This window comes from Ammonicoccus luteus (assembly GCF_050880385.1).
Lineage (GTDB): Bacteria > Actinomycetota > Actinomycetes > Propionibacteriales > Propionibacteriaceae > Enemella.
In genome coordinates this window covers 122,345-141,134 of record NZ_JBNZCI010000001.1, presented here as the reverse complement: position 1 = coordinate 141,134, position 18,790 = coordinate 122,345, and the positions used below count along the sequence as shown (strand labels likewise).

Sequence of the window (18,790 nt, the reverse complement as noted above, 5' to 3'; positions counted from 1 at the left end):
TGAGAAAGCCCCCGGGAACTCGGTTTCCGGGGGCTTTCCTCATGTCCGGCCTGGGCATCGTCGCCGGACGCCACCCGTCAGGTCCAGTGTTGCGCGACGAGCTCTAGGGTCCGAGCCTTGGCCTCGGTGTCGAAGGTGCTCGATGCGATCATCAGTTCCTGCACACCGGTTTCGGCGACGAACTGCTTGAGTCGTGCGGAGACCTCGGCACCTTCCCCGAGAAACCGGGTGCCGGAGTTCTGGGCCAGGATGGATTGCTCGAGCTCGTCGAACTCGCGTGCGGCGGCTTCCTCCGGTGAAACGATCGGCCGGCGTCGTCCGGTGCGCGCCTCGATCTGCATGATCCGAGCAGGACCGGCCAGGAAGTCGGCCTCCTCGGCGGAGTCTGCGGCAATCACGGTGGTGCACACCATCGCATAGGGCTCGGCGAGAGCCGGCGATGGCTGGAACCTCGCGCGATAGGCATCCAGCACCTCGACCGGATCGAACGTGCCGAAGTGGTGGGCATAGCAATAGGGCAGCCCGAGCAGACCGGCCAACTGCGCCGCATAGCCCGATGACCCGAGCAGCCACACCTCGGGGTGCGTCTCGCCAGGTGCCGGCGTCGCGGTCAGATAGCGCGCCAACGAGTCGGGCAGCCGATCATCGCCGAACCAGGCGAGCAACTCCAGCACGTGTTGCGGGAACTCGTCGACCCCCTGTTGACCGCCGTCACGGCGCAACGCGTGCGCGGTCGTCTGGTCGGTGCCGGGCGCACGACCGAGCCCGAGATCGATCCGTCCAGGGTGCAGCGCCTCGAGCATCGCGAACTGCTCCGCGACCACGAGCGGAGCGTGGTTCGGCAGCATGACACCGCCGGAGCCCAGGCGGATCCGTTCGGTCTCCGCCGCCATCGCCGCGATCAGCACCGGTGGCGAGGTCGAGGCAACGGTCGGCATGTTGTGGTGTTCGGCGACCCAGAACCGCAGATAGCCCGCAGCTTCGGCACGCTTGGCGATCTCGACGGTGCGCCACAACGCGTCGCCCGAGGTGGCCCCCTTGGCGACGTGGGCAAGATCGAGCACGGACAGGGGAACCGACATCACTGGTCCTTCTCATCGAGGGCGAGCGTGGTGCGCATGAGAAACACGTTGTACGGATCCCACTGCGACATCAGCCAATAGATCCGGTCATCATCGACCGCCCACGGGTGGATGTATCCACCATAAAGGGCCGGATAGTCCCTGCCCGAGGCGACCTCGACACCCGTCGACCACGGTCCGGTGATCTCCGGTGCGCTGTGCAGGACGATCGCCGCACGGTCCTCGTCCAGGTGCAGGGCCAGCCATCGGTCCAGGCCACGGTGGTGGATCACCGACATCTCGCCGATCGGCCCGTCGATCACCGGCGCAGCGCGACGCTCGCGACTCTGCCACTCGGTCCCGTCCCAATAGGAGTACGCCCCAGCACGCGCGACCCGATCCGGCCGGACCCGGGCCACATAGGCGGGACCATGCCTGCCATTGGTGGTGCCGAACAGATAGACCCAGTCCGCATCCCGGGTGAACGCCGCGACCTGGAAGCGGTTGCCGCCGAACAGGTTGAGCCAGCGGCCGCGCACGGGTTTTGCCCAGGTGCGGGCGTCGTCACGCGAGACCGCGATCCCGGACTGGAAGGTCCGCCACTTGCCGCCGCCGCGCCAGAAAGCGACGGACATCCACTGCACATAGTGGACGCCATCCACCGTGATGCCGGCGTTCGGGATGAGCGTGTGCTCGGGGAACTTCGCCCGGGGCACATTGAGGCGGTTCCGGCGAATGACTTGGGCGGCGCCTCCGCGGCGTACTCGACTGACTGCCGAGTCCAACCGCACGCTCTCCGACTCCAAATCCTTGTTGGACGACGCGAACAGCACGTTGGTGCGCCAGTCCGCCGTCCCCGGACCGGCGCCCCGACCTCCCCAGCCGTCACCGTACGTGTCCCCGAACATCACGAACACCCGGTCGTTGCCCGCACCATCGGGACCGGCATCCCACAGCAACCCCAGATCCGTGGCGGTGACGCCGAATCTTTCGGCGGTGCTGTTGATCGAATCCGGACCCGTGATCTTGCTGTGCCGCACGGTCTCGACGACCCGCACCGGCGACGTCGACATGCGTCTCCTCCTCGTTCCCGCGGCCCGGCGATCCACCGGCCGTTTTTCTTGCGCGTGTCTGGCGCGCCGGTGAAACCGTACCGCTCGCCGTCCCCTCCGACCGCACGCCGAAATCCAGGAACCGCTGAGCTGTCACCTCGCCCAGCGAATTCCGTACGCCAACCCCGGCGACATCTCGCGGAAGCTGGCAGTCACCACGCCGTCAGTGCTGGCGACCAGCTCGCCGATGGGTCCCGGATCCTGCATGGCAATCACGGGCACGCCATTGATGCGCTCGAAACCGTGGGCCCGGGAATCACCGACCACAATCCGGCAGGAGAACTCCCGGCAAGCGCGCACGGGCGCCATGATCACGAAGGGCTCGACGTGCTCGAGGCTCGGCACCTCGACACCGATGCCCACGGAGTGGGTCTCCCCCTCGTGCAGCACGCGCGGCAACGCGAATCGCGACCGCCACACCGAGTCCGACACCTGGACCGATTCGATGAGGACACAGCCCTCAAGCGCTTCGACACGGACCGCTTCGCCGGTCTCGTGCGGCAGCCCGAACACGTCAGTGATCTCGGCCAGCGTCGGGGCGACGACGCGAATGGTTCTGCGGGTGAGGTGCACCGGTCGCGGCAGATCCAGCCGGAGCTCAACAGAGAATTTGTCCAGGTGCCAACCCCTGCGGAAGATGGCGTCCTCCGCCTCCCGGACTTCGCCTCTCCTCGCCAGCGCGGCCGCAACGAGTTCATCCGCCTCTGCCAGACGACGCCTGACGGTCCGCGGGTGTCGATCTTGCCGGCTGCCGACCAATTCGAGCCGTTCGCCGAGCAAGGGAGCGTCGGACCCCGCGATGGCGTTCGCCGCGAGATAAGCAGTGGCCAAGTCCTGTGGCAAGTCCTTGACCGCGCTCCGCAGTTCCTCGACCAGCGCACGTCGCAGATCGTCGCCGGTAGCCGCCGATGCAGCATGGGCGGTGAGCATTTCCTTCAGACGAGGACCGATCCAGGCGCGTGGATTGGGGCGCCGCACGCCGCGCCCACGGCGCAGTGCCGCAAGTTCGTCGATGAGGTCGGAGTCCATATCCCCATTTTGCTGACTTGACCGACAGCCTTGGGCCGAGATCTCAGATCTCCGTCCCGCCACTTGACACCGTTCCGTCCGCGCCGGGCGAACGACACCCCGGCACGCCGTCACCGATGAAGCCAAGTGCCAGTTCCACCAGCCGCTCCACCGGATAGCCCCGCTCCAGCAACGGCACGGCGCCGTTGATGGCGCCCCAGACCAGGGCGGCCACCGCGCCCGCCTCGGCGACTCCTGAGTCGGCAATGGCGGCTTCCAGGGGCGCAAGGAGTCGACCATGCAGGGCGCCGAGCCTGGTGCGCTGGTCGGGTGGCAACTGCGCAACATCCAGGCTGTGGTTGGGACTGTGTCCTGCGGCGGCGCCCTCCAACACCGCACGAACGATCGCCGCTACCCGCCGGTGTGGATCCGGTCCGGCGGCCGCCAGCGCTGCGGTGAGGTCGTCCTCGGCCCGCACGAACAGCGCTTCCACCGCGGCCCCGACCAACTCGGCTGACGATCCGGCGTACTGGTAAACACTCGTCCTGGCCAGACCCGTTCGTTGCGCCACGGCCGCGGGCGTGACGGCGGACGGCCCCTTGGAGGTCAGGAGCGAGACAGCGGCCTCGATCACCTGCCGCTCTCGCCGCGCGCGGTGCTCGGCCACCGTGGCGGCGTCGATCTTGGGCATCTCTCTCCCGTCAACCGAAGGGATGATCCGGACGATCTTACCGACGATGCGTCGGGATGTTACCGTCATCGCGTCACCAAGGACTCTTGGTCCCGCTTTACTGGAGTACGCGAATGTCCGACTCTTCCCGGCCCGATGCCGCCACCCCCGGCCCGACGGTCCCCCACGCCCCGCACCGCTGGCGCGCCATGGCTGCGATCGCGCTGGGCACCTCTCTCGTCATCATGGACGCGACCATCGCCAACGTCGCCCTCCCGGTGGTCATCGAGGACCTCGGCATGTCAGCGACGCAGGCCCAGTGGGTCGGTGCGGTCTATGCGCTCGTCTTTGCCTCGCTCATGCTCACCTCCGGCCGCCTCGGTGACCTGTTCGGCCGCAAGCTGATGTTCAACGCCGGCTTGGTGGTGTTCATGGCGTCATCGGTGGTTGCCGGCGCGGCGGGCACACCAATGGTCCTGTTGATGGCCCGCCTCGTGCAGGGCGTCGGCGCTGCGATGGTGCTCCCTGCCACCGCATCGACGATCAACACCCTGTTCACCGGTCGGGATCGCGGCATCGCGTTCGCCATCTATGGATCCACGATCGGTGGGATGGCGGCGGTCGGGCCGCTCGTCGGCGGCTGGCTGGCCACCGATGTCAGTTGGCGTTGGGCGTTCTGGTTGAACATCCCGTTCGGGTTGATCGCGTTGGGGTTGGCGTACCGCTATCTCCCCGAAACCCGCGATCCGCACCTGCGTCGCGGAATCGACCTGCCGGGCACCGTCCTCGCCACCCTGGGACTGGCTGCGATCGTGTTCGGGTTGATCGAGTCGTCGCAATACGGCTGGATCCGCCAAGCCGACGGCAGCATCTCCCCAGTCATCATCGCCCTCATCGGCGGCTTGGCGCTGCTGGCTGCCTGGGTCGCGGTCGAACGAGCTCGCGACCGGGCCGGCAAGGTCGTCCAGACCCACCTCGGCCTGTGGCGGATCGCCAATTTCCGCAACGGCGCCATCGCCTCCTTCGTCATCACGCTCGGCGAGTTCGGCATGCTGTTCACGATGCCGCTGGTGCTGCAGGGCGCCTTGGACTATGACGCGCTGAAGACCGGTTGGCTGATGATGGTCCTCGCCCTCGGGACGTTCGTGATGTCCGCGGGCGTCCCGCATCTCGCGTCCCGGTTCGGGACCCGCGCGGTCGTCCGGGCAGGGGTGCTGCTCGAGGCCGTGGCCGTCGGCGGCATCGCGTGGGCGCTGCCGGGATCCTTCTGGTCCCTGGCCGCTTGGCTCTTCGTCTATGGCCTCGGTGTCGGCCTGGCCACTGCCCAGGTCACCAACGTCATGCTCGCGGATGTGCCCAAGGGCTATTCGGGCGAAGCCTCCGGGACGCAGACGACGATCCGCCAACTCGGCTCGGCCATGGGGATCGCAGTGCTGGGCGGCCTGCTGATCGCGTCCCTGTCCACCGGCACCGCTGACCGCATGGCCGCGGCGGGCGTGCCGGAGGAGACGCGTGGACCCGTCGAAACCGCCGTCCACGAGTCCATCGGTGCGGCGATTCCGGCGCTTCGGGAGAACCCGCAGACCGCACCGGCGGCCGACGCAGCTGCCGACGCGCTGGTGCACGGTGCCAAGGTGTCGACCGGGTTCGCGGCGGGCATCCTCGGGCTGGGCTTCCTCGCCACGTTGGGCCTCCGCGAATCCGCGAACACCGGCCGGCGGGAGGAAACCTCCACACCCGAGAGCGACGCTGCCGAGCGTCGGTGACTTTCCGGCGCGCTCGATGGCTCGTGGGGAATGCAACAGCGGGGGCCGCATCCGCGAACCCCCGCTGCATGCCGGCTGCGCAGCCGATCAGTCCAGATAATCCCGGAGGACCTGGGACCGCGACGGGTGGCGCAGTTTGGACATCGTCTTGGACTCGATCTGGCGGATCCGCTCGCGGGTCACGCCATAGACCTTGCCGATCTCGTCGAGGGTCTTCGGCTGGCCGTCGGTGAGGCCGAACCGCATGGACACGACCCCCGCCTCGCGCTCCGACAAGGTGTCGAGGACGTCATGGAGCTGTTCCTGCAGAAGGGTGAAGCTCACCGCATCCGCCGGCACCACGGCCTCGGAGTCCTCGATCAGGTCACCGAACTCGGAGTCGCCGTCCTCACCCAACGGGGTGTGCAGGGAGATCGGTTCACGACCATACTTCTGCACCTCGACGACTTTCTCCGGAGTCATGTCGAGCTCCTTGGCGAGCTCCTCCGGAGTGGGTTCGCGACCGAGGTCCTGCAGCATCTGACGCTGAACGCGGGCGAGCTTGTTGATGACCTCGACCATGTGCACCGGGATGCGAATCGTGCGGGCCTGGTCCGCCATGGCGCGAGTGATGGCCTGCTTGATCCACCAGGTCGCATAAGTCGAGAACTTGTAGCCCTTGGTGTAGTCGAACTTCTCCACCGCACGGATCAGGCCCAGGTTGCCCTCCTGGATCAGGTCCAGGAACAGCATCCCGCGGCCGGTGTAGCGCTTCGCCAGGGACACCACCAACCGCAGGTTGGCCTCCAACAGGTGGTTCTTGGCGCGCTTGCCGTCCTCGGCGATCCACTCGTAGTCGTCGAAGTCGCCGGTCGGCACCTTGAACGCATCATCGTTCAGCCGCTCGTCGGCGAACAGGCCGGCCTCGATGCGCTTGGCGAGCTCGACCTCCTGCTCGGCGTTCAGGAGCGCGACCTTGCCGATCTGCTTGAGATAGTCCTTCACCGGGTCGGCGGTGGCACCGGCCGCCATGACCTGCTGCTCGGGCTCGTCGGCGTCATCGGCGTCCGACAACGAGAAGCCTTGCTGTTCCTCGGTGAGTTCCTTCTCCTCCTCGGCAACCGCCTCGGGCTTGAACTCGCCCTCGTCGACGTCATCGAGGGTGCGCTTCTTGCCGACCGTGAGGACGAGTTCGTCACCCTCGATCTTCGCTTCCACCTCGGCCGATCCCTCGGCGAGCCGGTTCACCACTTCGACACGGGTCGGGTCCGCGACCTTCTTGGCCGTCGTCTTCTTGGCAGCGGCCTTCTTGGCCGGGGCGCGCTTGGCAGTTGTTGTCTTTTTTACCGGCGCCTTGCGAGCCGTCGCAGCCTTTGCCGTCTTCTTGGCAGGAGCCTTCTTTGCCGTCGCCTGGACGGGGGCCTCCTCCACCTCGGCGGATTCTGCGGTCACCGCTGCGGCGGACACTTGTTGCTGGGAGGGCGTCACCAAATACCTCGGCCTTCTTCACGGGCAGGAGCACACCGTCACCCTGATCTTTGGGCGCAACAGACCACGCTGCTGTCAAGACGATGCATCAGAGCCATTCTGGCACGTAATGCCAAATCGCTCCACCGTGCCCGTTCAGTCCGCCTTCACCGCGTGCACCGGACAGGACGCGTCGAGGAGGATGCGCTGTGCGTTCAGACCCAGCAAGAGCTTCCCGGTCGGGGATCGCCGCCGAAGCCCGATGACAAGCAGTTCCGCGTTGGTGCGGTTGGCGACGTCGATGACGTGGTCGGCGATGCGGCCCACGTCCGACGGATTCTCCACGATGACGTCGACGCCGGCCTTCTCGAGCTCCTCGCGCCCGGCGGAGACGTCCTCGCGCTCGGTGTTCGGGACGAGCACGACCGGCAGCCCGCGCAGTCGCGCCTCCTGTGCCGCGTGTTCCAAGGCGGCCCAGCCTTCGCGCTTGTTCGAGAATCCCACGACGATCGTCATCCGAACCCAATCCCCCTTGGCCGTCACGCCCCGCGCTGGGGCCGGCCCCTCAAGGTGGCAGTCTGCCATGACGGCCCGCTGACGTGCGCGAGGAGCACCCTTCGGACGCCACTATCCTCGGGTCCATGTCGACGCCTACGCCACCACTTCCCGCCAAACGCCCGGTCGAACGCAGCCACCACGGTGACACGGTCGTCGACGACTGGGAGTGGCTGCGGGACGCCGCCGACCCCGAGGTGCTGGCCCACCTGGCCGCAGAGAATGCCTGGACGGCCCATCAAACCGCTCACCTCAAGCCGCTGGAGGACGAGCTGTTCAACGACGTGAAGGCCCGGACGCTGGAGACCGACCTGTCGGTGCCACGTTTCCACCGGCATGGGGAGGAGGGGTGGTGGTACTACCGGCGCACCATCGAGGGCCAGGACTATCCGGTGCACTGCCGGATGCCGGCGAGCGACCCGGCCGTGATCCCCGATCCCGAGGATCCCGGGCTGCGGGCCACCGAACAGGTGCTGTTCGACGAGAACGAGGCCGCCGCCGGGCACACCTTCTTCAGCCTCGGCGCTTTCGCGGTGTCCCCGAACGGCGAGCTCCTCGCCTACTCGATCGACACCGCGGGCGACGAGCGCTATGAGCTGCGGGTCCGCGACATCGCGACGGGCGAGGACCTCGGTGTCGCCATCCCCCAGACCGGGCACGGAGCCAATTGGAGCGGCGACGGCCTGTTGTTCTATGTGCGGGTCGACGAGGCGTGGCGACCCCACGAGGTCTGGCGGCACACGCTCGGCACCGACCCGTCCGAGGACGTTCTCGTGCTGACCGAGCCCGATGAGATGTTCTGGCTCGCGGCCGACGAATCCCGCGACCGGAACTGGGTCGTCCTCACGGCCGGTTCCAAGCTGACCACGGAGGTGTGGCTGCTCCCGGCCGGCGACCCCGAAGCGACACCACAAACGGTTGCCGGACGCACCGAAGGCCTGGAATACCTGGTCGAGGTCGCCGACAACGAACTCTTCATCATCCACAACGCCGACTCCCCCGACTTCTCGGTGTCGCGCGCCGCCCTCCCGGCCCCGTCCGGCCCGGGCGCGCTCGCGCCATTCGCAACCTGGCAGGCCTTTCTCGGACCGACCGGCGGGGTGCGTTACAGCGACGTCAACGCGTACGCGGGCCACGTGGTCGTCGGCCTCCGCCGAAACGGACTCACCGCCATCGAGATCCACCCGCGCGCCGGTGGTGCCCCGTTCGAGGCGGAGTTCACCGAGGCAGTGCACACCGTGTACGCCCAGGGCAGTGAGGACTTCGACACCGATCGCGTGCGAATCCTCTACACATCCTTGGTGACCCCACCATCGGTTCTCAGCCTCGATCTCACGACGGGCGACCTCACGACGCTCAAGACGACACCGGTGCTGGACCACCCGAGCCGGGGGGCGTACTCCCCCGACGACTATCTCTCCGAGCGGATCTGGGCGACGGCCGCGGACGGGACCGAGGTGCCCATCTCGGTCGTGCGCCGTCGGGACGTCCCGCTCGACGGCTCGGCGCCCGCGCTGCTCTACGGCTATGGGTCTTATGAGATCAGCATCGACCCGACGTTCTCCACGATGCGCCTCTCCCTGCTGGACAGGGGCTTCGTCTTTGCTATCGCGCACATCCGCGGCGGCGGCGAACTGGGTCGCGCCTGGTACGAAAACGGCAAGATGCTCCACAAGCGCAACACGTTCACCGACTTCATCGCGGCGGGGCGGCGGCTGGTGGAGCTGGGCTATACGTCCCACGATCGCCTGGCTGCCCAGGGCGGGAGCGCCGGCGGGCTCCTGATGGGTGCGGTCGCGAACCTGGCGCCCGAGGTGTTCCGCGCGATCCATGCCTCGGTGCCGTTCGTGGACGCGCTGACCACGATCCTCAATCCCGAGCTGCCGTTGACCGTGACCGAGTGGGAGGAGTGGGGCGACCCGCTGCACGACCCGGCGGTGTATGCGTACATGAAGACGTATTCGCCCTATGAGAACGTCACCGCACAGGACTATCCCGCGATCCTCGCCACGACGAGCCTGAACGACACCCGCGTGTTCTTCGTCGAGCCGGCCAAGTGGGTGGCCGCGCTGCGTGACCGGGCCACCAACCAGGCCGACCGTCCGACGCTGTTCCGCTGCGAGATGGTCGCCGGCCACGGTGGCGTTTCGGGTCGCTACAACGCGTGGCGGGAGGCGGCGTTCGAGTACGCCTGGCTGATCGATCAGGTCACCTGACGGCACACTTGCGGGCCGGAATTTGGTCGGCTCGGGCAGACTGGAGGACAGCCATCGCGGGAGCCCACGTGGCGGGCGCCCACTGACGAACTGAACAATCGCAGGCCCCCGGAAGACTGGTAATGCCCGGATAATGGGGGTTCTCCCCCACTGCGGCCTGCGCGAGGTCAGACCACGGTCGTAGTTTGGGGTCCGCCCATGGTCTCCGAGTAGCGATCAGGGCTGGTTCAGGGTTTCTGGGGAATCCTTTTGACGTCCCCGGACGTTGTGCGGATGAAGGCCACGAAAGGAATCTCCATGGCAGCCATGTCCGCCACCCGCCCCCGCGCCAATGACGGCATCGACGGCAAGGATGCGGTGGGCCTTTATCTCGAGGGGATTGCCCGCACTGCGCTGCTGACCGCGCAGGAAGAGGTTGAACTCGCCCGCACCATTGAGGCGGGTCTCTATGCACAGAAGATCCTCGACGGCGAGATCACCCGCACGCAGCGCACAGCCGCTGCGCGCGAGAACGGCAAGGCGGCCAAACGCGCGTCACGCGACGAACTCGAGCAGCTGGTCGCCGATGGCGAAGCCGCGATGCAGCGCTTCGTCACCGCCAACCTGCGTTTGGTCGTGTCGGTGGCGCGTCGCTATGGCCGCGCCCAGATGCCGCTCCTCGACCTCGTCCAGGAAGGCAACACCGGGCTCATCCGTGCGGTCGAGAAATTCGACTACGCGAAGGGCTTCAAGTTCTCCACCTATGCCACGTGGTGGGTGCGGCAGTCCATCTCACGCGGGATGGCACAACAGGGCCGCATCGTGCGACTTCCGGTCCACGTTGCTGAGCAGGTCAACCAGGTCTCGGCGGTCCGCCGCAATCTCGAGCGCAACCTGGGTCGCGAACCCGAGCTCGAGGAGATCGCCGAGGAACTCGGCATCGAGGTCGAGCGCGTGGTCGACCTCATCCGCTATGGGCGTGACCACATCAGCCTCGACGCCCCCGTCGAGGAGGACGGCGACACGTCCCTCGGTGATCTGATCGCCCGCGAGCCGATGCCGGGTCCGGACGAGATGGTCATCGACATGGAAGAGCGCGAGCGCCTTGAGGACATGCTCGCCGATCTCGATGAGCGGTCCGCGGATGTCGTGCGTCGCCGCTATGGACTCGTCGACGGGCGTCAGGCCAAGCTCGCCGATATCGGTCAGATCTGGGGCATCACCGCTGAGCGGGTCCGCCAGATCGAGCGGCACGCGCTCGCAAAGCTCCGCACGAACACCGAGCTCGCCGCCTGAGTCCTCCCCCGAGCTGAACGCCCCGGTCCCCCCGAGCCGGGGCGTTCACCATGTCCAGGGACGATCGTCAGGCGTCCGGGCCGGAACTGCTCGTCACGGGCCGGATCAACCCTTCCTGGGTGGCGGATGCGACCAGTTGATCGTTCTGGAAGATGCGGGAGGTCGAATAGCCGCGGGCGTTGATGGCGATCGGCGACACCTGGTCATAGAGCCACCACTGATCCGCCCGCACCGGACGGTGGAACCACATCGCATGGTCGATCGACGCCGCCTGGAATCGCCGTTCGTCGAACACCGGGGCGTGCGGGACCGTGGAGACACCGAGCAGCGTGAGGTCCGAGAGGTACGCCAGCACAGCCGCATGCAGATGTGGATCGTCGGGCAGTTCCGAGTTGGCCCGCACCCAGATCCGCGCGTGAGCGCCGTGCGCGATCGACGGGATCGTGCCGTCGGCACCGGACGAGCCGACCCAGCGGACGTCATAACCGCCCCACTGCTTCTCCCAGAGCTGCGCGGGTGCACCGCCGAGGGTGGCCATGACGTCGCTCATCTTGCGGCACTCCTCCGGCGGCGGCACCGGCGGCGGCGGATCTTGGTGCTCCAGCCCCTCCTCGCGGATGTGGAACGAGGCAGTGAGACCGAGCACATGCGCACCGTCCTGCCGGACGAGCACCCGGCGGGCCGAGAAACTGTTGCCGTCCCGGATGTTCTCCACATCGAAGATCATCGGCTTGTTGGTTTTGCCCGGACGCAGGAAATAGGCGTGCATCGAATGCACCGACCGGCCCGCCGGCACCGTGCGTCCGACCGCCATGAGCGCTTGGGCCAGCACCTGACCGCCGAAGGCACGCTGGCGGTCCGTCTGCGGGTTGCGTCCCCGGAACAGATCGATCTCGATCTCCTCCAGGTCCAACAGGTCCAGCAGCTCGGGAATCGGGCTCAGCAGGCTCACGGTCGTCCCTTCAAGACTCATTACTTGGCAGTAGGCACCATGGTCCCGCGTCGACCGCCGCGCGCCGGGATCGTCTCACCGCTTCGTGGTGACCGGCCGGATGAGACCTTCCTGAGTCGCGGACGCGACGAGCAGCCCATTCTGGAAGATCCGGGACGACGAATAGCCGCGCGCATTGATCGCGATCGGCGACACCTGGTCATAGAGCCACCACTGATCCGCCCGCACCGGACGGTGAAACCACATCGCATGGTCGATCGACGCCGCCTGGAAGCTGCGGCTGTCGAACAGCGGCGCGTGCGGGACCGTGGAGACACCGAGCAGCGTGAGATCCGACAGGTACGCCAACACCGCATCGTGCAGATGCGCGTCCTCGGGCAATTCGCCGTTGGCCCGCACCCAGATGCGCACGTGCGATCCGTGCACGTTGGCCGGGATCGTGCCGTCAGCACCGGAGGAACCGACCCAGCGAACGTCGTAGCCACCCCACAGCTGGTCATAAAGCGCCGCGGGTGCCCCGCTCCGGCCCGCCATGACCTCGCTCATCTTCGGGCATTCCTCCGCGGCCGGGACTTCAGGCATCGCGTCCTGGTGCTCCAGCCCCGGCTCCTCGATGTGGAACGACGCGGACATCGCCATCACGACCGCGCCGTCCTGGCGCACGGACACCCGCCGGCTGGAGAAGCTGCGGCCGTCGCGCAGGTTCTCCACGTCGAAGATCATCGGCTTGTTGGCCTTGCCGGGGCGCAGGAAATAGGCGTGCATCGAATGGACGGCCCGCTCATCAGGCACCGTGCGGGCCGCAGCCAGGAGGGACTGCGCCAACACCTGACCGCCGAAGGCACGCTGCCGGTCCGTCCGCGGATTGCGCCCCCGGAACAGATCGACTTCGATCTCCTCCAGGTCCAGCAACTGGAGCAACTCGGGAATCGGGCTGAGCAGGCTCACCGGTCGTCGTCCTTGTCGTTCTGCTCGGCCAGGAACCGCTCGAGCTCCGCACCGATCTCGTCGGCGGACGGCACCGGCCCGGTGCGTCGCGCCTGGTCGTATTGCCGCTCAAGCTGGTCCACGACCTCCTGCACCTCTCCCGAGGCGGCCACCTCGGTGCCGATCTCGTGCAGGTTGGTCTCGGCCTTGTCGGGCAGATCCCCGAGGCTCAGTCCGAGACCCGTGGCGTCGTTGAGGCGATGCAGGGCGGCGATCGAAGCCTGGAAGAACGGCGCCTGGGACAGATAGTGCGGGACGTTGACAGCCAACCCCAAGGCATCGATCCCGAGCCGGCCGAGCTGCAACTCCAGATAGGACCCGAAACTGCCCGGCACCTCGATGCGGCCCACCCAAGCAGGATTGCGGGTCCGGATGAGGCCCGGACGGCTCGCGTACTCCGTGATCAGGCTCGGCCGCGTGTGCGGGACCCCGGTCGGAATGCCGTGCGAGGTGACGGCGAGGCGCACGTCCAGCCGCTGGGCCAGCCCGGTCATGGCGGCGGTCGCGCGCTCCCACTGGCTGTCCGGTTCGAGGCCGGTCAGCAGCACGAAATGCTCACCGTTCGGGGCGATCACCCGGTGCATGGCCAGCTGGAACTGCTCCGCGGACTTCCACTGATCGGTGTCGAACACCATCGTGGGCCGACGGCTCCGATAGTCATGCAGTTGATCGTGGTCGAACTCGACCAACAGATCGAAGTCGCAGGTCTCAAGAATGTGCTCCGACAGCGTGGCGCCGACACGCCCCGCATCGACATAGCCATCCAGGAGGTGGACGAGGACTGGCCGGCGACCCCGCAGGTCCTCCCACAACGCGGGGTTGAAGGTGTAGAGCAGGCGGGGATCAAGCATGGCGCCCAATGTACTGCGCTGCCCCGGCCAACGCCGTCCGCACGCGTTTCGCCGACACCGGTCGGATGGTGCCGAGGCTCTGGGCGAACAAGGAGACCCGCAGTTCCTCCAGCAGCCAGCCGACTTCCGCCACCTCGGCCGGAAGCGGGCCGGGGGGTGCCTGCGCGAGCAGTTCTGCGAACTCGCTCTCCAACGGCCAAATCACCCCCAGCGCATCGTCGTCGCGGCGCGAGTTGCCCCGCCGGACGATGATGCGCTGGTCGATCGCGCTCAGATATTTGGCCAATTGGCTGAACCACGGCTCACCAGTGGCCGCGATGAAGCCGTCGAAGACCAGCGTGTCGCGATGCTCGCGGATGTCGTCCGCGATCTCGGGATCCGTCACGGCCTCGACGGCCACGGACACCTGTTGATTGCGGCGCAGGATCTCCGCCGTCTGCGCGACCACCAGGCGCATCCGGTCAGGGAGGTCGGCCCGGACCCGGTCCCGCAGTGCCTCGAAATCTGCCTGCGTACGGATCCGAATGCCGCTGTCCGACGAGCCGTGGAGCGCGGTCTCCACCCCGGCCTCGACGATCAGGTCACCGGCTGCTTTGAGGCGGGCATCGGCGAGCAGGGCGGGCACGCCGGAATAGGGACTGTGGCCGAGGGCCAGCTTGTCGGTGTTGGACAGATGAGCCACCACCCATTTCGTGGGGTCGGGCGTGGTGAGCTGCACCAGCCGCCGAATGCCGAGGGCGTGCTGGCGGTCACGAATCCCCGGGTTGTCGTGCACGACCAGCGACACCGCGTCCCCCTCGTCGACCAGCCCCGGATAGCCGACCCCGCCGCCGACCCGCTGGTGATCGGGAAGGGTGCCGAACGTCCAGGTCGTCGCGCGCGTACGCCCCGGTTTCGCTGCCGCTTTCGTCAGCTTTTCGGTGAGAGCAGGTGCGAACCGTCGGCGTAGATCGGCAAGATCCTTCCCGCGGCCGACCTCGCGCTGGTTGCGGGCGGCGTCGCGGATGACGAACGTGACCCGCAAATGGTCGTCGAGCTTCGCCGGATCCCATTCCGCGTCGGGGACGATCTCGCCGGTGAGCGCCCGGAGCGCCCGGCCGAGTGCCTGCGGAAAGGCCTCCGTGTGGGGCGCACGCTGGTCGGCCAGCCAGGTGAGTGCCGCCCGGGCATGATCCGGGGCCGGGACGAACCGGGTTCGCGTGGCCTTCGGCAGGCTGCGGATCAGTTCCGTGGCGAGTTCGAGTCGCAGCCCGGGGACCTGCCAACCGAAGGGCTCGGCCGGGATCTGGTTGAGCTTGGCCAACTGCAGATCGACGCTGACCCCGTCGGCTCCGGAACCGGGGTCGAACACATAGGTCACCGGGAGGTCGGTGTCGCCGATCCGCCAGGTGTCGGGGAAGTCGCCCGCGGCCGGTGCGTCGGTCGCGATGAGATCGTCGAGGGTGAGGTCGAGGAAAGCGTCGTCGGTGCGCCGCTGCACCCGCCACCAGGCATCGAAATGGCGCACGGACACCACGTCGGCCGGGATGCGGGCGTCGTAGAAGTCGAAGATCACGTGGTCGTCGACGACAATGTCCCGGCGACGGGAGCGTTCCTCGAGTGCTTCGGCCTCCCTGCGTACCTCCACGTTCCGACCGTAGAAATGATGCCGCGTGCGCCAATCGCCCTCCACCAGGGCGGCACGGATGAAGATCTCACGCGCGGCCTGGGGGTCGATTTGGGAATAGTTGACCGTGCGGCCCGCAATGATCGGCACCCCGAGAAGGCTGACCTTTTCGGTTGCGACCACCGCTCCCGCGCGGGCCGACCAGTGGGGTTCCGAGTGCGTACGCCGCAGGAGGTGCCCCCCGACCTCCTCGACCCACGCCGCTTCGATCCCGGCCACGGTCCTCGCCCACAACCGGGTGGTTTCGACCAGTTCGCCTGCCATGACGAGGGGCGGTTGCGTTTTCGCGACGGCGGAGCCGGGGTTGATGGCGAACCTGCTGCCACGCGCGCCCAGATATTCCCGGGGGCCGGGACGCCGCCGGGTCGCACCACGCTGCCGGGACGGTTTCGGATCCTCGAGGTCGGCGAGGCCGATGTGGGACAGCAAGCCGGAGAGGATCGCGGTGTGGATCGACGCGTGATCGGCAGCCGCCTCATTGCGGGTCAGCTTGAGCTCGCGCGTGATCTCCTTGAGTTGCCCAACGAGATCCTGCCACTCGCGGATGCGCAGGAAATTGAGGAACTCGTCGCGGCACATCCGCCGGAACGCGTTGCCGGACAGCTCCTTGCGCTGGACCACGAGATAGTCCCAGAGCCGGAGCAGGGCGATGAAGTCCGACCCGTCGGGAATCGGCTTCTCGGCGTCCGGGCCCTCGGGCATCGGCGCGAAGAACCGGCGGTGGAGGGTGTCCGCCTTCTCCTTGTGATCGGCCGGGCGCTCGCGAGGATCCTGGATCGTGAGGCCGGCGACGATGACGATGACCTCGCGGAGGCAGCTGCGCCGGTCGGCCTCCACCAGCATGCGGGCCATGCGCGGGTCCAGCGGGATGCGCGACAGCTGGTGGCCGATGCGGGTGAGGCGTGGGCTCCGGCCCTGCTCTCCGCGGCGTCCGCCCGCGCCAGTCTTCAGCGCGCCGAGCTCGGTCAGCAGACGCAGACCGTCGGTGATCTGACCCGAGTCCGGAGGCTCGACGAACGGGAACGACGCAATGTCACCGAGGTCGGCGTGGGCCATCTGGAGGATCACTGACGCCAGATTGGTGCGCAGAATCTCCGGCTCGGTGAACTCCGGCCGCGCCAGGAAGTCGGCCTCGCTGAACAACCGGATGCACACGCCCGGCCCAACGCGACCGCACCGGCCCGCGCGCTGGTTCGCGCTGGCTCGGGACACCGGCTCGATCGGCAGTCGCTGGACCTTCGTGCGCGTCGAATAGCGCGACATCCGCGCTGTGCCCGGATCGATGACATAACGAATGCCGGGGACGGTGATGGAGGTCTCTGCCACGTTGGTCGCGAGCACGATCCGTTGCCCGGTATGCCGACTGAATACCCTGTGCTGCTCCGCCGCGGACAACCGTGCATAGAGCGGCAGGATCTCGGTGTGTCGCAGTTTCATCGCCGTGAGGGCTTCGGCGGTGTCCCGGATCTCCCGCTCGCCGGACAGGAAGACGAGGACGTCACCGGGTCCGAGCGCCCGGACTTCTTCCACGGCGGCACAGATGGCGTCGATCTGGTCACGGGCTTCGGCGACGACGGGCTGAGTCAGTGGGTCCGCGTCGTCCTCGATGGGCAGATCCTCCACGATCGGGCGATAGCGGATCTCCACCGGATAGGTCCGGCCGGACACTTCGATGATCGGTGCGTCGTCGAAGTGCCGGGAGAAGCGCGCAGTGTCGATCGTCGCCGAGGTGATGATCACCTTCAGGTCGGGCCTGCGCGGGAGCAACTGCTTGAGATAGCCGAGAAGGAAGTCGATGTTGAGGCTGCGCTCGTGGGCCTCGTCGATGATGATGCAGTCATAGCGCCGCAGGTCACGGTCGTGGCTGATCTCGGCCAGCAGCACGCCGTCGGTCATCACGAGCAGCCGCGTCCGGCGTCCGGCCTTGCGGGTGAAGCGGACCTGATAGCCGATCTCGTCACCGAGTTCCGTGGCGGTCTCCTCGGCGATGCGCTCGGCAACCGAGCGGGCCGCGATGCGGCGCGGCTGGGTGTGGGCTATGCGACCGAGGCCGAGCCGCAGGCAGATCTTGGGCAACTGGGTCGTCTTGCCCGAACCGGTCTCGCCGGCGACGACGACCACCTGATGGTCCCGGATGGCCGTCGCAATATCGTCGGCCCGGGCGCTGATCGGCAGGTCGGGGTCGAATTCGAGGACCCCGTCGAAGGGCCGCTCGGGTGGGGACAGCAGCGCGGGCAGAGGTGACTCCCCTGCCCGCGTCCCGCGCTCGTCGCGTCCGTCGTTCAGCGCTTGTCCTCCCGCACCAACGCCAGCGGGCAGTGACCGTGTGCCATGACGGCTCGGATGGTCGCACCCGGGGACAGCACCGGAAGACCGGAACCGTGCACGCCGAGCACCAGCAGGTCGAGTTCATCGGAGCGCCGGTTGAGCTCGTCGACCGGATGGGCCGCGACGACCGTCTGGGTCACATCGACCTGGGGATAGCGCTCCGCGAACGGAGCCACCAGCGTGGCCAGCACCTCGCGCGCGCCCTTGGCGTGGTTTTCCTCGCGTTCCGCGCGCTGGCTCCGGTCGGCGAAGAAGCTCGTCGGGAGGTTGAAAGCGTGGATGACCTCGAGACGGGAGCCGCGGTGAGCGGCCTCTGCGAACGCATAGCCGAGGCATTCCTCGCTCGGCTCGCCGGTGTGCACACCGACGCCGATCAGACCGATGTCACCGGTCTTGGGGCGGTGGCTCGCGGCGGAGACCATGATCGTCGGGCAATGCGCGGTGGCGGCCACGCCGACGCTGGTCGAACCCACGAACAACCGCTCCAGGCCACTCAGGGCCCGGCGCCCCACCACGAGAGTCCGCGCGTTCTCCGACAAGCGGGTCAACACGGCGCCCGGGTTGCCCATGTAGATCTTCGTGGTCAGTCGTTCGGCGGCGAAACCGAGCGACAGCGCCCGCTTCTTCGCCTCCTGCGCGGCCTCCTCGCCGGCTTCCTCCAGCAGGTTGGGGTCATAGACGACACCCCACGCGCCGGCCAACACCGCGTCATCCACGGCATGGGCCAGCAACAGGTCGGCCCCTTGGCTCTCGGCCTCACGCACCCCGTAGTCGACCGCCCGCAGGCCGTCCTCGGAGCCGTCGACTCCGACGACCACCAGATTGCGTCGTTCCGAGCTCTCGGTCATCGACTTTCCCTCTCCGCTGAAGACCACGTTTCCCTGATCGTAGACCGCA

At 67.6% G+C, this 18,790-nt stretch carries 14 protein-coding genes; 3 read left to right on the top strand and 11 right to left on the bottom strand.

All coding sequences use genetic code 11. The features are described from left to right. Positions 1-77: 77 nt before the first annotated feature. The 4 genes from ACQ260_RS00635 to ACQ260_RS00620 all read right to left on the bottom strand — a co-directional run bounded on the left by ACQ260_RS00635 (position 78) and on the right by ACQ260_RS00620 (position 3,872). A complete protein-coding gene (locus ACQ260_RS00635; RefSeq protein WP_432557460.1) occupies positions 78-1,082 on the bottom strand; it encodes an LLM class flavin-dependent oxidoreductase in 1,005 nt (334 codons plus the stop codon). Beyond that, complete coding sequence (locus ACQ260_RS00630) at positions 1,082-2,134, bottom strand: glycoside hydrolase family 183 protein (RefSeq protein WP_432557459.1); 1,053 nt, start codon at positions 2,132-2,134, stop codon at positions 1,082-1,084. Before ACQ260_RS00630 ends, ACQ260_RS00635 begins: the two co-directional genes overlap by 1 nt. Before the next feature lie 132 nt (positions 2,135-2,266). Next, positions 2,267-3,202: a hypothetical protein gene (locus ACQ260_RS00625; RefSeq protein WP_432557458.1), complete on the bottom strand. Its 936-nt coding sequence runs from the start codon at positions 3,200-3,202 to the stop codon at positions 2,267-2,269. A gap of 43 nt (positions 3,203-3,245) precedes the next feature. Then, positions 3,246-3,872, bottom strand: a complete 627-nt coding sequence (locus ACQ260_RS00620) for a TetR/AcrR family transcriptional regulator (protein WP_432557457.1) — start codon at positions 3,870-3,872, stop codon at positions 3,246-3,248. A gap of 113 nt (positions 3,873-3,985) precedes the next feature. Between ACQ260_RS00620 and ACQ260_RS00615 the strand changes: the two genes are divergently transcribed. Continuing rightward, positions 3,986-5,617, top strand: coding sequence for an MFS transporter (locus tag ACQ260_RS00615; RefSeq protein ID WP_432557456.1), 1,632 nt, complete (start codon positions 3,986-3,988; stop codon positions 5,615-5,617). An 87-nt stretch (positions 5,618-5,704) separates the two neighbouring features. On the opposite strand, the gene ACQ260_RS00610 is transcribed toward ACQ260_RS00615, so the two are convergent. Together ACQ260_RS00610 and ACQ260_RS00605 are read right to left on the bottom strand one after the other, a co-directional pair. After that, a complete protein-coding gene (locus ACQ260_RS00610) occupies positions 5,705-7,027 on the bottom strand; it encodes an RNA polymerase sigma factor (RefSeq protein WP_432558342.1) in 1,323 nt (440 codons plus the stop codon). 192 nt (positions 7,028-7,219) lie between these two features. Next, on the bottom strand, positions 7,220-7,579 hold the full coding sequence (locus ACQ260_RS00605; RefSeq protein WP_432557455.1) for a universal stress protein: 360 nt from the start codon (positions 7,577-7,579) through the stop codon (positions 7,220-7,222). 125 nt (positions 7,580-7,704) lie between these two features. Here ACQ260_RS00605 and ACQ260_RS00600 point away from each other — a divergent pair, with 125 nt between their 5' ends. Further along, the gene (locus tag ACQ260_RS00600; RefSeq protein WP_432557454.1) at positions 7,705-9,834 is read left to right on the top strand and encodes a S9 family peptidase; all 2,130 of its coding nucleotides are present in this window, start codon (positions 7,705-7,707) and stop codon (positions 9,832-9,834) included. A gap of 306 nt (positions 9,835-10,140) precedes the next feature. After that, positions 10,141-11,109, top strand: a complete 969-nt coding sequence (locus ACQ260_RS00595; protein ID WP_432558341.1) for a sigma-70 family RNA polymerase sigma factor — start codon at positions 10,141-10,143, stop codon at positions 11,107-11,109. Positions 11,110-11,176: 67 nt separating this feature from the next. Here ACQ260_RS00595 and ACQ260_RS00590 read toward each other — a convergent pair whose 3' ends face one another. The 5 genes from ACQ260_RS00590 to ACQ260_RS00570 all read right to left on the bottom strand — a co-directional run bounded on the left by ACQ260_RS00590 (position 11,177) and on the right by ACQ260_RS00570 (position 18,741). After that, complete coding sequence (locus ACQ260_RS00590; protein ID WP_432557453.1) at positions 11,177-12,061, bottom strand: acyl-CoA thioesterase; 885 nt, start codon at positions 12,059-12,061, stop codon at positions 11,177-11,179. Positions 12,062-12,136: 75 nt separating this feature from the next. After that, entirely contained in the window at positions 12,137-13,009 is an 873-nt protein-coding gene (locus ACQ260_RS00585) for an acyl-CoA thioesterase (protein WP_432557452.1), read from the bottom strand. Continuing rightward, positions 13,006-13,899, bottom strand: coding sequence for a proteasome assembly chaperone family protein (locus tag ACQ260_RS00580; protein ID WP_432557451.1), 894 nt, complete (start codon positions 13,897-13,899; stop codon positions 13,006-13,008). Before ACQ260_RS00580 ends, ACQ260_RS00585 begins: the two co-directional genes overlap by 4 nt. After that, positions 13,892-17,803 carry an ATP-dependent RNA helicase HrpA gene (gene hrpA / locus ACQ260_RS00575; protein ID WP_432558340.1) on the bottom strand — a complete coding sequence of 1,304 codons (3,912 nt, stop codon included), beginning with the start codon at positions 17,801-17,803 and terminating at the stop codon, positions 13,892-13,894. The genes ACQ260_RS00580 and hrpA overlap by 8 nt, the downstream gene beginning before the upstream one ends. A gap of 44 nt (positions 17,804-17,847) precedes the next feature. Then, positions 17,848-18,741, bottom strand: coding sequence for a universal stress protein (locus tag ACQ260_RS00570; RefSeq protein WP_432557450.1), 894 nt, complete (start codon positions 18,739-18,741; stop codon positions 17,848-17,850). Between the last annotated feature and the right edge of the window lie 49 nt (positions 18,742-18,790).

Bases quoted from the DNA above. Each gene is read 5' to 3' on its own strand.
- ACQ260_RS00635 (WP_432557460.1), bottom strand. From the start codon at position 1,082: ATGTCGGTTCCCCTGTCCGTGCTCGATCTTGCCCACGTCGCCAAGGGG.
- ACQ260_RS00630 (WP_432557459.1), bottom strand. From the start codon at position 2,134: ATGTCGACGTCGCCGGTGCGGGTCGTCGAGACCGTGCGGCACAGCAAG.
- ACQ260_RS00625 (WP_432557458.1), bottom strand. From the start codon at position 3,202: ATGGACTCCGACCTCATCGACGAACTTGCGGCACTGCGCCGTGGGCGC.
- ACQ260_RS00620 (WP_432557457.1), bottom strand. From the start codon at position 3,872: ATGCCCAAGATCGACGCCGCCACGGTGGCCGAGCACCGCGCGCGGCGA.
- ACQ260_RS00615 (WP_432557456.1), top strand. From the start codon at position 3,986: ATGTCCGACTCTTCCCGGCCCGATGCCGCCACCCCCGGCCCGACGGTC.
- ACQ260_RS00605 (WP_432557455.1), bottom strand. From the start codon at position 7,579: ATGACGATCGTCGTGGGATTCTCGAACAAGCGCGAAGGCTGGGCCGCC.
- ACQ260_RS00600 (WP_432557454.1), top strand. From the start codon at position 7,705: ATGTCGACGCCTACGCCACCACTTCCCGCCAAACGCCCGGTCGAACGC.
- ACQ260_RS00595 (WP_432558341.1), top strand. From the start codon at position 10,141: ATGTCCGCCACCCGCCCCCGCGCCAATGACGGCATCGACGGCAAGGAT.
- ACQ260_RS00580 (WP_432557451.1), bottom strand. From the start codon at position 13,899: ATGCTTGATCCCCGCCTGCTCTACACCTTCAACCCCGCGTTGTGGGAG.
- ACQ260_RS00570 (WP_432557450.1), bottom strand. From the start codon at position 18,741: ATGACCGAGAGCTCGGAACGACGCAATCTGGTGGTCGTCGGAGTCGAC.